General features: G+C 68.1%; 15 protein-coding genes. 9 read left to right on the forward strand and 6 right to left on the reverse strand.

The features are described 5' to 3' along the window. Window positions 1–224: 224 nt before the first annotated feature. Window positions 225–1064, reverse strand: a complete 840-nt coding sequence (locus E8A74_RS34190; protein ID WP_136933020.1) for an AraC family transcriptional regulator — start codon at window positions 1062–1064, stop codon at window positions 225–227. Between the two features lie 249 nt (window positions 1065–1313). Between E8A74_RS34190 and E8A74_RS34195 the strand changes: the two genes are divergently transcribed. Further along, entirely contained in the window at window positions 1314–2012 is a 699-nt protein-coding gene (locus E8A74_RS34195; RefSeq protein ID WP_136933003.1) for an O-methyltransferase, read from the forward strand. A gap of 235 nt (window positions 2013–2247) precedes the next feature. Then, window positions 2248–3039 carry a phytanoyl-CoA dioxygenase family protein gene (locus E8A74_RS34200; protein WP_136933004.1) on the forward strand — a complete coding sequence of 264 codons (792 nt, stop codon included), beginning with the start codon at window positions 2248–2250 and terminating at the stop codon, window positions 3037–3039. Window positions 3040–3057: 18 nt separating this feature from the next. Here the strand turns inward: E8A74_RS34200 and E8A74_RS34205 are convergent, their stop codons facing one another. Together E8A74_RS34205 and E8A74_RS34210 are read right to left on the reverse strand one after the other, a co-directional pair. Then, the gene (locus E8A74_RS34205) at window positions 3058–3978 is read right to left on the reverse strand and encodes an oxygenase MpaB family protein (protein WP_136933005.1); all 921 of its coding nucleotides are present in this window, start codon (window positions 3976–3978) and stop codon (window positions 3058–3060) included. Then, window positions 3975–4691 carry a TetR/AcrR family transcriptional regulator gene (locus E8A74_RS34210; protein ID WP_136933006.1) on the reverse strand — a complete coding sequence of 239 codons (717 nt, stop codon included), beginning with the start codon at window positions 4689–4691 and terminating at the stop codon, window positions 3975–3977. Before E8A74_RS34210 ends, E8A74_RS34205 begins: the two co-directional genes overlap by 4 nt. A gap of 106 nt (window positions 4692–4797) precedes the next feature. On the opposite strand from E8A74_RS34210, the gene E8A74_RS34215 reads away from it, so the two are divergent. From E8A74_RS34215 to E8A74_RS34230, 4 genes are all read left to right on the forward strand, one after another. Then, a complete protein-coding gene (locus E8A74_RS34215; protein WP_232379851.1) occupies window positions 4798–5829 on the forward strand; it encodes a pyridoxamine 5'-phosphate oxidase family protein in 1032 nt (343 codons plus the stop codon). An 82-nt stretch (window positions 5830–5911) separates the two neighbouring features. Then, complete coding sequence (locus E8A74_RS34220) at window positions 5912–6379, forward strand: MarR family winged helix-turn-helix transcriptional regulator (protein WP_136933007.1); 468 nt, start codon at window positions 5912–5914, stop codon at window positions 6377–6379. Between the two features lie 23 nt (window positions 6380–6402). Next, entirely contained in the window at window positions 6403–7578 is a 1176-nt protein-coding gene (locus E8A74_RS34225) for an alpha/beta fold hydrolase (protein ID WP_232379852.1), read from the forward strand. Next, on the forward strand, window positions 7575–8930 hold the full coding sequence (locus E8A74_RS34230) for an MFS transporter (protein ID WP_211365491.1): 1356 nt from the start codon (window positions 7575–7577) through the stop codon (window positions 8928–8930). The genes E8A74_RS34225 and E8A74_RS34230 overlap by 4 nt, the downstream gene beginning before the upstream one ends. A gap of 226 nt (window positions 8931–9156) precedes the next feature. Here E8A74_RS34230 and E8A74_RS34235 read toward each other — a convergent pair whose 3' ends face one another. Then, complete coding sequence (locus E8A74_RS34235; protein ID WP_136933008.1) at window positions 9157–9516, reverse strand: GFA family protein; 360 nt, start codon at window positions 9514–9516, stop codon at window positions 9157–9159. Between the two features lie 167 nt (window positions 9517–9683). Here E8A74_RS34235 and E8A74_RS34240 point away from each other — a divergent pair, with 167 nt between their 5' ends. Together E8A74_RS34240 and E8A74_RS34245 are read left to right on the forward strand one after the other, a co-directional pair. Next, window positions 9684–11333, forward strand: a complete 1650-nt coding sequence (locus tag E8A74_RS34240; RefSeq protein WP_136933009.1) for an MFS transporter — start codon at window positions 9684–9686, stop codon at window positions 11331–11333. 48 nt (window positions 11334–11381) lie between these two features. Then, window positions 11382–11768, forward strand: a complete 387-nt coding sequence (locus tag E8A74_RS34245; RefSeq protein ID WP_136933010.1) for a VOC family protein — start codon at window positions 11382–11384, stop codon at window positions 11766–11768. A 13-nt stretch (window positions 11769–11781) separates the two neighbouring features. Here the strand turns inward: E8A74_RS34245 and E8A74_RS34250 are convergent, their stop codons facing one another. Then, complete coding sequence (locus tag E8A74_RS34250; protein ID WP_136933011.1) at window positions 11782–12468, reverse strand: glutathione S-transferase family protein; 687 nt, start codon at window positions 12466–12468, stop codon at window positions 11782–11784. 30 nt (window positions 12469–12498) lie between these two features. After that, window positions 12499–12984, reverse strand: coding sequence for a DoxX family protein (locus E8A74_RS34255; protein WP_136933012.1), 486 nt, complete (start codon window positions 12982–12984; stop codon window positions 12499–12501). A 131-nt stretch (window positions 12985–13115) separates the two neighbouring features. On the opposite strand from E8A74_RS34255, the gene E8A74_RS34260 reads away from it, so the two are divergent. Beyond that, window positions 13116–14042 carry a LysR family transcriptional regulator gene (locus tag E8A74_RS34260; protein ID WP_136933013.1) on the forward strand — a complete coding sequence of 309 codons (927 nt, stop codon included), beginning with the start codon at window positions 13116–13118 and terminating at the stop codon, window positions 14040–14042. Window positions 14043–14047 lie beyond the last annotated feature (5 nt).

A 14047-nucleotide genomic window follows, 5' to 3' on the forward strand; every position in this document is an offset into this window, starting at 1 on the left:
ACTGAAGCTGCCTGCCCTCGAGTTCGCTGGCTTCCCAACCTCGGCCGTGAACACGGTCCGAAAGTTCGCGCCAGAGACTGCGCTGGGGAGCCAATCAAGCAGGTTCGCGGAAGCGCGAACCACGTTCCTACCGGCCTCGGAGAGCCATCTCCGGGGCCGTTGTGTTTCTCCCCCCCGTTTTCGCGTCGCGAGCGCCGAGGGCGTGAAGGCGCCGCTGACGACGTTCAAGCCAGCGTGGCCAGGCGGCTCGCCATGTACCGCGCGGGCGACGTCCCGAGAGCTTTGCGAAACATGGTCACGAAGCTGCTCGCGCTCTCGTAGCCGAGGTCCAGCGCCACGCTTTGCACGGTCGCGCCGCGGGAGAGCTTCTGGAGGGCGAGGATGATGTGGAGCTGCTGGCGCCAGCGGCCGAAGCTCAAGCCTGTCTCCTCGACCAAGAGACGGTTCAAGGTGCGCTCGCCGACGCCGATTCGCTTCGCCCACGTCTTCGTCGTCGCGCCGTTCGCCGGATCGGCGGTCATCGCATCCACCAAACGACGGAGCCGCGGATCGGTCGGCATCGGCAGGCGGTGCTTCTCGATCGAAACCGTCGCGAGCTCGTCGAGGAGCACGCTCACCAGGCGCGCGTCCGGTCCTTCGAGGTCGTAGAGCGCGGGGCGCGTCGCCAGGCGAAGCAAGAGCTCGCGGAAGAGCGGCGTCACCGACACCGCGCAGCAATCCTGCGGGAGATTCGGCGCCGCGCCGGGCTCGAGGAAGACGCTGTAACCCTCGAGCGGCGCGCGCGCGCGGATCCGATGCGTCACGGACCCGGGGATCCACAGCGCCGATTGCGGCGGCACGATCCAGAGGGCGCTCGACGCTTCGCAGATGAGCTCCCCGCGCACCAGGTACATGAGCTGCGATTCGCGGTGCGCGTGAGGCTCGCTCTCGAGCCCGCCGCTCGCCATGCTGAGCCCCATCGCGTTCGCCGGCCGCGCGATCGCGGTCTTCACACGCCCAGGGGCCTCGAGCGCGAAACGGCTCGCGAGCGACGCGAGCGAAGACGCCGCGGGCTCGTTCGTCACCTGGACGTCTCCGTGAACCGTCCAGCCCGCCGGAGGCGCGCCCCGTGCCGCTGTCGCATTCTGCCGCTTCGCTGCCATGGCCGTTTTGCAAAACAATTTGTCATGATTTCGCAATGCGGTCAACGGCGCCAGATGCTTGGATGCTCCCCCATGGCTGCGCCTTCCACCGCGCCTTCGGGCATCAGGCAATGCCTGGGAGGAGGGCGAGCGAATGCTCCGAGAATGTGTGTCCTTGACCCGAGGCCCATCATGAAAACCGAACCCTTGACCGTCCTGCCCGACGCGCGGGTGCGCGCCGTGCTGCGGCGTCTCCACGACGAGGCCGACCGGCAGGTGCCGAGTGTCCTCCTCCACTTCCTGCCGAAGCTGCCGCGGATGCTCCTCGGCCGCCGCGTCGACGCCCCGGGCACGGAGCGCGACTTCGCCGACAAATACATCGCAATCGAGCGCGACCAGGGAGCCTTCTGCTACCTGACGGCGCGGGCGCTCCACGCCAGGACGATCGTCGAGTTCGGCACGTCCTTCGGCGTCTCGACATTGTGGCTGGCGGCGGCGGTACGCGACAACGGCGGCGGCCGCGTCATCGGCACCGAGCTCGTGCCGGAGAAGGCGCGGCGCGCGCAGGCGAACCTGGAGGAGGCAGGGCTCGCGTCCTTCGCCGAGATTCGCGTGGGGGACGCAATGGACACGCTGCAGGCGGACCTCGGCGAGGTGGACTTCATGCTGAACGATGGGTTTCCCCTGCGCGCCCTCGACGTGCTGAAGCTCGTCGCCCCGGCCCTGCGTCCGGGCGCCGTGGTGGTGACCGACAACGTCGGCGTCTTCAAGGCCGACTACCGCGACTACGTCGCCTACGTGCGCGATCCGCGCCACGGCTTCGCGTCGATGACGATCCCCTTCCGCGCGGGCACCGAGTACTCGGTTCGGCAACCGGCGCGCCCAGGGTGATCGGGAACGAGCGGCAGCCCCGACGCGCGTTGCGGCGTTTATCGAACGCCCCGGCGACGTATCGCTTGCGTTGGTGCGTGAGGAGCGGCATCCTCTGTCTCGATGACGATGCGCTTCGCGGTCTTCTTGCTCGGCTGAGCGTGGCCCCCAGGCCCGCATGACTCGCCGTGTGCGCTTGCCCCCCCCATCGGAGCAAGTGCGCGCCACGTCTTGGCCCATTTGCAGGAGAATCGTCATGCCCGATCGTCAGGCTGCGCTTTCGGAAGCGCAAATTGATCAATTCGTCCACGAAGGCTACGTCCGTATCGACGACGCCTTCCCCCGCGACATCGCCGATGCGTGTCGCGCCGTCTTGTGGCTCGCAGCGGGCTGTGCGCCCGACGCGCCGTCCACCTGGACCCGACCCGTTGTTCGTCTCGGCGAGCTCGCCGCGCCGCCCTTTCGAGCGGCTGCGAACACCTCGAAGCTCCTCAGCGCCTTCGATTCGCTCGTCGGCGTCGATCGCTGGTTGCCCCGCGTAAGCCTTGGAACGTTCCCCCTTCGCTTCCCGTCGCCCGAGGATCCGGGGGATTGCGGATGGCATATCGATCCCAGCTTCGGCTGGGAGAATGAGCCGAACTTTCTCGAATGGCGCGCCAACGTCTCATCGAGAGGGCGAGCGCTCTTGATGCTCTTTCTTTTCTCCGATGTCGGCGACGACGACGCGCCCACGCGCCTTCGCGTCGGCTCGCACGTCGAAATCGCGCGCCGCCTCGCGCCGCACGGAGAGCGTGGCCTCACGCTGGGCGAGCTGGCGAGCACGGAGTTCCGCGAATCCGCGCACCTGCCCGAGGCGCTCGCCACGGGCCGCGCGGGGACCGTTTACCTCTGCCACCCCTTCCTGGTGCACGCGGCGCAGCCGCATCGTGGCCGCGTTCCACGTTTCCTCGCCCAGCCCGCCTTGCTGCCGCGTGGGCCTTTCGACCCCCGCCGTACGGACGGCCAGGCCTCCGCGGTGGAGCGGGCCATCCGCCTCGCCCTCGACTGAATTCGCCCGCGGGTAGCTCTACTCTCCGGCGACGGCTCGCTCGGCCCCCCTCTTTGCGAGAATTTCGAGCACTTTGGTGGGGCCGAGGCGGAGCCGATCATACCCCTCGGGGTAGGTCGGGTAGTTCCGGTAGATGTCGCTGTCCTCGAATTTACGCTCCTCGTAGAGCGAGACGTGGCGCGCGGCGCGGCGATAGACGGCGAAGAACACGCGAAGGGAGCGCGCGAGGCCAGGGTCGGGCTCGCGGAGCCCCAGCGCGTCGCGGAACCCGGTATCCGCCGTGAGGAAAACGACCGCGGGTTCGAGGATCGGCACGAGTGCCGGCGGCAAGAGGCCCTGCACGGCGATGAGCAGACCCCGCGCGACAGCCTCGTTCTCGCTCGTGTAGCGTTGCGCGCGGCGCTCGTAGTCCTGCCGCCATGCGAAAAACGCCGCGCGGCTCTGCGGGATGTCGCGGATGTGCATGAGCTCGCCGAGCCGCCGGTAGAGGAAGTAAAACGCGTCCTTCTCCTTCTCCGTCATGGGCCGATGGCCCCATTTGTCGATGAAGAGGATGGGATCGAAGACGAAGGTGCTCAGCGTGTAGAGGAAATCGTCGTTCGAGATCCGGTAGAGCCCGTGGATGCGGTTCAGGTGCTCGACCATCTCGCGGCTCGCGCGTGATTCGAGGCCGGGCCGGTGGATCTCGCTGAGAATGGCCTTCGTGTCGTCGAGCCGCTTCGGCCCCTCGCGCTCGTACTGCCCGGTCGCATGGAGCAGCTTGCTGATGGTCGGGATCGTGAAGGTCCTGAGCTGCGCGATCTCCATCGCGAGGAGGATCTCGAACGGGAAGACATGGTTCGAGAGCGCGAAGATGATGGCCTCGTAATCGCGCTCGGGATCGAGCCGGGCGATCTCGTCGTCCCAGCGGCGTGTGCGCAGAAAGATGGGCAGCTTCATCGGATGACCTTTCTGGGTTCGAGCATGGCGACGACGGACGCGACGACGACCTCGCGCCGGTGCTCGACGGAGCCGGGCAGCCCGAGATCGACTTCTTGCACCGCGTAACTCGTCACGAGGCTGGCGAGGACGCAGGCCGCGTCGCTCGAATCCGTGGGCAAAACGAGCAGACCCTCGGCCGACCGCTGGCCGAGGTAGCGCTCCACGGCGCCCGTCAAATACCCGCGGACGTTCTCGTCCCAGATATGCCGGAGCTCGGGGGATTCGAGCGCGCTCGCATTCATGATGCGCGCCCCCGCCCGATACCTCGTCGCCAGGTCGAAGAGCCCGCCGACGACCCCGGCGAGCTCCGTGCGCGCTTCGGCGGTCGTGCTGGGAGCGGGCCCGCGGAGCGCGTGCTCGAGGGCTGCCACGCGGCGGCTCGTTTCGAAGAAGGCGCGCAGGAAGGACTCGATCTGGCCGGGCTCGGGGTTCGGCACCGGGAGTTTTTGAGGGGGCTCGTAAGGATCCGGCGAGGCGGCGGCGCGCCGCAACACCTGCTCGAACAACGCGTCCTTGCCGCGGAAGTAACGGTAGAGCGCCGGTTCGCTGACCCCGACGGCCGCGGCGACCTCCGAGAGCCGCGTACGCCGATAACCGCGCGTCGCGAACAGCGCCTCGGCTTCGTCGAGGATGCGGGTGAACGTCGCTTCGGACTCGGCAGAGAGCGGCACGGCCCTGATCCTTAGTTAGTCATTCACTAACTGCAAGAAAAATGCGGCGGACGCGCCCGAACAAAATGAAGTTGCAAGTCATCATCAAGAAGCGCAGGATGAGGGTGTGGAGTTGAAGACCATCGAAGCGCTGGAGCAGGTCGTTGGCAGCAGACCCCTTCCGGTCTTGATGAAGGCCATCGACATGCTCGACGTGCATTGCGTGCGTCTCCTCGCGCGCTCGCCGTTCGCCGTGCTGGGCTTCGCGGACGCCGACGGCCGCGCGCGCGCGTGGCCGGTGGGAGGCCCCCCAGGCTTTGCGCGCTCCATCGAAGGAACGCACCTGCGCTTTACGTTGCCCGAGCCCGCGGCCATCGATGTTCGCACCGGGTGCTCGCTCCTCTTCTTCATTCCGGGGCTGGGCGAGACGCTGCGCGTGAATGGCCGGCCCTCCCTCGACGGCGCGGAGCTGACGGTCACCGTCGAGGAGGCCTTCATGCACTGCGCGAAGTCGATTCTGCGGTCCTCGTTGTGGGAAAAGCCGGTGGAAACCTCGCTCCCGCGGCTCGCCGCTCCCTCGGGGCCGCTGGCCGACGCCGAGGTGCTGGCGTTCCTCTCCCACACACCCTTCGTGACGCTGACCTCGTGGGATGCGCAGGGCGCCGGCGACGCAAGCCCCAAAGGAGATCCGCCGGGGTTCCTCAAAGTCGACGCACGAGGCCGGCTCGCCGTGGCGGACCGACCGGGCAACCGGCGCACCGACACGTTCCACAATCTGCTCGAACAGCCACGCGTCGCGCTGCTCGCGCTCCGGCCCGGCGACGATCGTGTGGTGGAGCTCTCGGGCCGCGCCTCGCTCACCACCGACCCGACCTTGCTCTCGTCGATGGTGGTCGAGAACAAACCGCCGAAGCTTTCGATGCTGCTCGACGTCGAATTCGCGCGCCTCGTCCCCAGCGCGGCCGTGCGCGACGCACAGCTCTGGAACACGTCACGCCACGTACCCCGCAGCGAGCTGCCGAAGATGGCCGAGGTCTGCATCGACCACCTGAAGCTAAACAAGCAGAAGGGCCTCGCGGCCTCCGCCGTGCGCGCGCTCGCCTCGAAGACCGTGATCGGCTGGGCGCTCGAGCAGGACTACGAAAAGAACCGCTACTGACGAAGGGCCCCTGCGCCTCGGGCGGGACGGGCGCGTGCGCTTGGCTTGACAGACACGTGCATATGCACTTAGATGAGGGGCCATGGCGTCCTCGACGGGTGGCCGGCCCACGGAAGCACCACTCGCCTCCAGCGAGACCCTCTGCAACTGCCTCGCCGTGCGCCAGGCGGCTCGCCAGATCACGCAGCTCTACGACGAGGAGCTCGCGGGGACGGGGCTTCGCGCCACCCAGTACGCCGTCCTCTCCCGCCTCTCGCGTATCGCCCCGGCGACGGTGCAGGACCTCGCCGAGGCGCTCGTGATGGATCGGACCACGCTCGCCCATAACCTGAAGCCCCTCGAACGAGAGGGCCTCGTCGTGATGGGCGTCGCCGCGCATGACCGTCGGGTCCGGGAGCTCCGGCTCACGCCGGCGGGAACGGCGAAGCTCCAGGAGGCGCGCGTCGCGTGGGCGCGCGCGCAAGCCCGATTCGAACACGCTTTCGGCGCGGAAGACGCCGCCGAGCTTCGTCGGCAGCTCGCACGGGCCGTCGAAGCCGTTCGCACCTGAAGGTGTCCCCAAGGAGGACCTCGATGAATCGCCGTCTCAAAAAAGTGCATATGCACCTATCGACATGGGTGATGGTCACGCTGGGCCTCGTCGGCGCCGGGTGCGTGGCCTCTCCGCCCCCCGAAACGCCGGCCCGGCCGTCGTCGAGCCCGCAGCCGACGACAGCCGCTCCTTTCACCTCGGCGGGCGTGATCGCGGCGAGCGACGGCACGGCCGTCTTCCACGACGTGCATTTCGCCGACGGCCGCGTGCTCGACGAGGTCCGCATCCATTACGCGACGGCCGGCACGCCGCGCCGCGACGACCGCGGGCGTATCGTCAACGCCGTCTTGATGCTCCACTGGACGGGCTCGAGCGGCGACGTCCTGCAGGGGCGTGCCTTCGCGGACGCGCTCTATGCGCCGGGCAAACCGCTCGATCTCGCGCGTCATTACCTCGTCTTCATCGACGCGCTCGGGCACGGACGATCGAGCAAGCCGAGCGACGGGATGCGCGCGCGGTTCCCCTCGTACGGATACGAGGACATCGTCAGCTTGCAGCACCGCACCGTCACCGAGGCGCTCGGCCTCGACCATCTCCACGCCATCGTGGGGCTGTCCATGGGCGGGATGAACGCGTGGCAATGGGCCGTGCGCTACCCCGATTTCATGGACGCGATCGTCCCGATCGTCGCCCTCCCGGCGCCCATCTCGGGGCGCAACCTGATCTGGCGACGCTTCGTGGCCCTGCACATTCGAAAGGACCCCACGTGGGCCGACGGCAACTACACGAGCCCGCCGCGCGGGTGGACCGAGGCATTCCCCGTCTTCCGCATGATGCTCGACGGCGTCCCCCACCTCCACGAGACCGTGCCCGACCGCGACGCCGCCGACACGTTCGTCCGCGATGCGTCCGCGCAGGCCGCTCGTATGGACGCAAACGACATCCTTTACGCGCTCGAAGCCTCGCGCGACTACGACCCGAGCCCGGCGCTGGAGCGCATTCGCACCCGCGTCTTCGCGCTCAACTTCGCCGACGACGAGTTCAATCCCGTCTCGCTCGGCATCCTCGAATCGAGCATGCGGCGTGTTCCTCGCGGGAAATACGTCATCCAGCCCGGCACGACCGCATCGTTCGGCCACTTCACGCAAGCGCACCCCGAGGTATGGGCCCCAAGGCTGGGCGCGTTCCTCGCCGAGCTCGAAGGAGCCACCCCGTGACGACCTCCTCCTCGAAACCTCGACCCATCGAGACGTTGCTCGTCGTCGGGATCGCGAGCGTCCTTTCGTCGCTCGATCTCTTCGTCGTCAACATCGCCTTCTCGTCGATCAAGGAGAGCTTCCCCGACACGACGAACCAGGCGCTCTCCTGGGTCCTCTCCGCATACTCGATCCTCTTCGCCGCGATGATGATCCCCTCGGGTCGACTCGCCGATCGGTATGGGCGCAAGCGTGTTTTTCGCCTCGGCCTCGTCGTGTTCGGCATCGCGAGCGCGGCGTGCGCGCTCGCCCCGAGCGTCGCGATGCTGGTTTTCGCGCGCGCCATCAAGGGCGTCGGCGCGGCGATGATGGTTCCCACGAGCCTCGGCCTCGTCCTCGCGGCCTATCCGCGCGACAAACACACGCAAATGGTCGGCGTGTGGGCGGCCACCGGCGCGGTCGCGGCCGCGCTCGGCCCGGTCGTCGGCGGTGCGCTCGTCCATCTCGATTGGCGCCTGATTTTCCTCATCAACGTGCCGTTCGTCGCCGTGGCGACCTGGCGGAGCAAAGGGCTCGTCGACACCGATTATGGGGGAGGGAAGACGCCGGATCTTTGGGGCTCTTCCTTGCTCGCGCTCGGCATCGGCGCGATCGTCGCGGCCATTTCCTATGCCCCGGAGTGGGGCCTCGCCAGCCCGCGGTTCGTCGTGACGACCTCCGTCGGCGTCGTCCTCCTCGCGTGGTTCGTATGGCGCTGCCGGACATCCGCGTCCCCCGCGCTCGATTTGCGACTCTTTCGCATCCCGACATTCGCGGTCGCCACGATCGGCATGGGCTGCTTTTACATCGGCTTTGCGATGATGCTCCTCGGAGGCACGTTGTTCCTCACTTCGGTCTGGCGCTGGGACACGCTCGTTGCCGGCGCGGGATTCGCGTGGGGACCCGCGACGGCGGCCGTCACCGCGCTCGTGGCGGGCCGGCGAAACGTGTCGCCGAGGTATGCGACGATCCTGGGGGGCTGCCTCTTCGTCCTCGCGTCGTTTTGGTGGTACGCAATGCTTGACGAGGCGCCTGCATGGCCGACGCACTTCCTGCCCGCGTCGCTCCTCTTTGGTGCGGCCGCGGGGATCGCGCAGACGGGCTTCCTCGCGGGAGGAACGGCATCCCTCCCGGCGTCCGAATACGCGACGGGCACCGCCATTCTCAACACGGCGCGCCAGCTCGGCGGGGCTGTCGGCGTCGCGCTCTTCGTGGCGCTCACCGGGACGGCGACCCTGGCCTCTCAGTATGCTCCCGCGTGGCTCTCGATCGCGGGCTTTGGCCTCGTCACCTGCCTGTCGTCCTTCGCGCTCCGAGCGCCCCGCACGGCCTGATCAAGCCGAAATCCGCCCTGCGAGCGCGCGAGCGGGGGCGCGTCGCGTTCGAAGACCGTGGAGGGGATGCCGCCTTCGCCTTGACGGCCGAAGGCGGCACTGATTTCGTTGGAGTAGAAAGCGATGGCCGGCTTCCGCGCGGAGGAGAAGGCGCTCTTCGTGCGCCTTTTGCAGCGCGTGGTCGGCAACCTGGAGACGTGACTCGATACAGCGCGTTCGCGCCTCGTCAGAGGCTCTTCCCGTCGAACTCCTTCACCTTGAACGCGCTGAGGTCCACGTCGTCGATCGTGCGCACGTTGATCGCGTACATCTCGGTGCCGTCGGGCATCGCGCCGCGCGCGAACGAGCGCACCCCGCAGGACGGGCAGAACTGGTGGTGGATGTGTTTCTTGCCGAACTGATAATCCGTGACGACGTCCCCGCCCGAGAGGACCGTGACCGCCGCGGCCGGCACGAAGGCCAGGAACGAGCCCGTCTTCATGCAAATGGAGCAATTGCACGACACCACATCCTGGATGCCGGCCTTCACCTCGTAACGAACCTTCCCGCAGTGACACCCGCCCGTGTACGTCTTCGTCTCGGTCATGTGTTCGACCTCCCTCGTGCGTCGTCCTGACGCGCGCCGCAGTTTGTCCGAGCGCGCGCCCCGGGTCCACGGGGAAGTGCATCGTCCGACCGGACACGCAAGAAAGCGGCGTCGTGCTAGGCTCGGCCCATGCTCGACAGGCTCCGCGTCGAGAGAGAACCACCGCGATGATGGCAGCGACAAGTGAACCCGTGGCGCCCGACGCGTGGGCGCCGCTACGCCGCGAGGTATTTCGATCCTTGTGGTTCGGCGCACTCGCCTCGAATGTCGGGCTCTGGGTCCAGAATGCGGCGGGGAGCTGGGACATGACGTCGTTTGGGACGGCGCCCGTGTACGTGGCGCTGCTCCAGACGGCTTCGAGTTTGCCCGTCTTCCTGATCGGTTTGCCTGCGGCGGCGTTCGGCGACATCTTCGATCGCCGGAGGCTCCTCGCGTCGTTCGCCGCGTGGATGGTGCTCGTTTCGACCCTGCTCGCGGCGCTCTCGTTTGCCGGGCTCCTCGGTCCGACGAGCCTCCTCGCGCTCACGTTTGCCCTCGGCCTCGGCTCCGCGCTCTCGGCGCCGCTCTGGCAGGCCATTCTCCCGTCGCTCGTCGACAAGGCCGAGCTCGCTTCGGCCGTCACCTTGAGCGGCGTCGCCGTCAACGTCGCGCGTGCGCTCGGCCCCGCCATCGGCGGTATCGGCCTCGCCCTCGCGGGCAGCGGGCCCGTGTATACGTTCAACGCGCTCGCGTTCTTCGTCGTCGTCCTTCAGGTGCTCCGCTGGAAACCGCCCGCCACGAAGGCGACCTTGCCGCCCGAGCGTATCGTGGGCGCGATCGTGGCAGGCCTTCGTTTTGCGCGCCGGGCACCTGCGCTCCGTGCCGTCCTCTTTCGTGCAGCGGCCTTCATCGTGGCCGGCAGCGCATTGTGGGCGCTGCTCCCCGTCGTCGCGCGACGCGAGCTCCACATGACCCCCCTGCGGTTTGGCATCCTGCTCGGTTGTATTGGCACGGGCGCGCTCGCCGGCGCCGCCGTCATGCCACGCGCGCGTCAAAAACTCGGATCCGATGGCCTCGTCGCCATTGCAACGGTCGTCTATGCCGGCTCGATGAGCCTCCTCGCACACGTCCGGATCGAGGCCTTGCTTTATGCAGCCATGCTCGCCACGGGCGTCGCGTGGATCAGCATCATGTCGAGCTTCAACGTCGCCGCGAGCTCGGCGGCGCCGGGCTGGGTGCAATCGCGCGCGCTCGGCCTTTACCTCCTGGTGTTTCAGGGCGGACTCGGGCTCGGCAGCTTCGGGTGGGGCACGCTCGCCGGGCGTATCGGCAGCGCCGCGACGCTCTCGGTGGCCGCCGCCTGCGTCCTCCTCGGCCTGCTCTCGGCGCTCCGCTGGAAACTCGGCGCCGCGCGGAAGGACGATGTCGCGAGCTTCGACGCATGGCCCGAGCCCGTGATCGAAGCCCCGATCGACATCGACGCCGGCCCCGTGCTCGTCGAGCGCCGGTATGTCGTCCGGCCGGAACACCGCGTCGAATTCCTCTCGCTCGCCGCGGATCTCGAATCCCTCCGGCGCCGCGACGGGGCCATCGATTGGGCGCTTTATGAAGACCTCGGCAGCAAGGACCGGCTCGTCGAGACGTTTCTCGTCGCCTCGTGGGCCGAGCATCTCCGCCAGCACCGCCGCGCCGTCGCGGCCGACAAGGCGCTCCTCGATCGTATGCGCGCCCTCTCCGAGGACGCCGGCGTCGTGCACCTCGTCGACGCGCGTTCGGCGGCCGCGGCCCGCGCGCGTGGCCTCGAAATCGCGGATCGCGCGCACCGGGAAGAACCGTGACAAACCCCCCTTGAACCCCGCGCCGGGCCCGTGATACAAGCCGCCGCCATGAAGCTCGGGTACGTCATTCTCTACGTGCAAGATGTCGAGGCGGCCGTCGTGTTCTACGAGCGGGCCTTCGGGCTCACGCGGCGGTTCGTCCACGAATCGAACCAATATGCGGAGATGGAGACGGGCTCCACCGCGCTCGCCTTCGTGAGCGAATCCCTCGCCGGCTCCCACGGTTTTTCGTTTCGCGCGAGCCGGCCGACCGAGCTTGCGGCCGCGGTCGAGATCGCGCTCACCACGCCCGACGTCCCCGCGGCCTTCGAGGTCGCCGTCGCCGCGGGCGCCGCGGCGGTGAGCGCGCCCAAGACCAAGCCTTGGGGACAAACCGTTGCTTATGTGCGGGATCTCGACGGGTTCCTCGTCGAGCTTTGCACCCCGATGGGCTGACCGGCGGCGCGGCTCAGGCGCCTTCGGGGGCCAGGCGGAACAGATAGGCGTCGTACCCGGCGAGGAACTTGCGCAGTTTGTCCGGGTAATTCGCAGGCACCGCGCCCTTCACGCTCGGCCGCTCCGCGAGCGCGGCCTTCCAGGCCCGCACGCGGGGCGCCTTCTCGAACACGCGCGTGTCCCGGATCGCGTCGATCACCTCGAAGTATCGGAACGCCGAGGCGATGACGGCGTCGACCATGCTGAACGTGCGCCCGCGGAAATACGGCCCGTCCGAGAGCGCGCCTTCGAGGATCTCCACCTTCGACACGATCGCCTTGCGCTTGGCCTCGAACACCTCGGCATCCTTCGTCGTTTCGAGGGCCCAGATGTCTCCGAGCAGGCCCGATGCGAGGTCGAACCAGGCGCGGTCACGGGCTCGCTCGATCGGGTCCTCCGGGTGCAATTTCGGTCCCGGCTGCGTCTCCTCCAGGTACTCGCAGATCGCGAGGCTCTCGAAGAGCACGGCGTCCTTGCCGCTCTCGTCCCGCACGCGGAGCAAGGGCACCTTGCCGAGCGGTGAGATCGCGAGGAACCAGTCGGGTTTGTTCGAGAGATCGATGTCGATCCGCTCGAAGGCGACCCCTTTTTCAGCGAGCACGATGGCGGCGCGCTGGACGTAAGGGCAAAGCTCGTGGCTGATGAGGGTGAGTTGCGACATGGCGTGCTCCTTCGTTTGGTGCCGTGCGCGTTAGCCGTGCGCGAGAGCTTTGGCCAGCCGCGGCGCGGGCGCAAGCTTCTCGACGAGCCACGAATCGAGCGCGTACTTGCCGCCGCCGAAGACCATCACGGGCACGCTCAACGCGAGCGCGAGCAGGTGATACTCGAAGCCCTCTCCTTGCTGCGCGCCGAACCAGTTCATGAAGAACCCGTGCTGGGCGTGCGAGGTCACGATCGCGCCGAGCATGATCGAGGTGATCCCGAACGCGGCCACGCGCGAGAACGCGCCGAACGCGAGCAGCACCGCGCCGGCCGATTCGCCCAGGATGACGAGGAGGGCGAGCGGCGCGGGCAGGTGCATGGTGTTCGTGAAAAACCCCATCGTACCCGAGAAGCCATATCCGCCGAACCAGCCGAAGAGCTTCTGCGCGCCGTGCGGGAACACGACGAGCGCGAGGACGAGGCGCTGCACGAAGAGGGCGAGGTTCTGCTCTTGGGTCTCGAGAAGTCGCTTCATGACGATCTCCTTTGCCCCTCTTGTGTAACGCGCGGTCGCCCCCTCGATTAGGCGAGGCCGGGCGCAAGCACTGTTCTCCTCCGGGCAACAATCCTGCGCCGCGTCGGGCGCCCTCCTGCTATCGTGCCGGGATGTCGTTCGACCTCGAGTCCCTCGCCTCCATGGCCCTCTTCGCGCGCGTCGTGCAGGCGCGCTCCTTCACGGCCGCCGCCGCGCAGTCCGGCATCGCGAAGTCTGCCGTGAGTCGGCGGATCGCGGGGCTCGAACAACGCCTCGGCGTCGAGCTCCTGCGCCGATCCACGCGCAAGCTCGCGCTTACGGACGAGGGCCTGCGCTTCTACGAGCATTGCAAGAGGATCCTCGAAGCCGCGAGCGCCGCCGAGGACGCCGTCTCCGCCGCGAGCGAGGTGATCCGCGGCCGCATCCGTATCAGCGCACCCGTGACGTTCGCGCGGATGTACCTCGTCCAGGCGCTCGCCGCGTTCCTCCGCGAGAACCCCGAGGTCGAGATCGACCTCGTGCTGGACGATCGATTCGTCGACGTCATCGAGGGCGGCTTCGACCTGATCCTCCGCATTGGCCGGCTCAAGGACGCGAGCTTCGTGGCTCGGCGCATCGCCACGGACCGGATCGTCGTCGTCGCCGCGCCTTCGTACCTCGAACGTCTAGGCACACCCGAGACACCCGAGGACCTCGTGAACCACAACTGCCTGCGTTATGCGCTCGTCCCGGCGAGCGGCGAATGGCGGTTCCGCGACGAGGCCATTCCCGTGCACGGGAACCTCACCGTGAACGACGGCGCCACCCTCGTGCAGGCGGCGATCGCCGGCCTCGGCCTCGTGGTCATTCCGATGTTCATGGTCGCGTCCGACGTCGCCGCGGGCCGGCTCGTCCTCGTGCTCGAGGCCCATCGCCGGGGGGAGATCGGCATTCACGCGGTCACGGCCCAGGGCAAAGGATTGCCCCGACGTACCCGCGCGTTGCTGGATTTTTTGAGCAAATGGTTCGACGACCGGTGCTGGGAGGCCCTCCGCGAGAGGGCCTCCCCCACGGTTTGACGGGG

It is taken from the genome of Polyangium fumosum, assembly GCF_005144585.1.
Taxonomy (GTDB): domain Bacteria; phylum Myxococcota_A; class Polyangia; order Polyangiales; family Polyangiaceae; genus Polyangium; species Polyangium fumosum.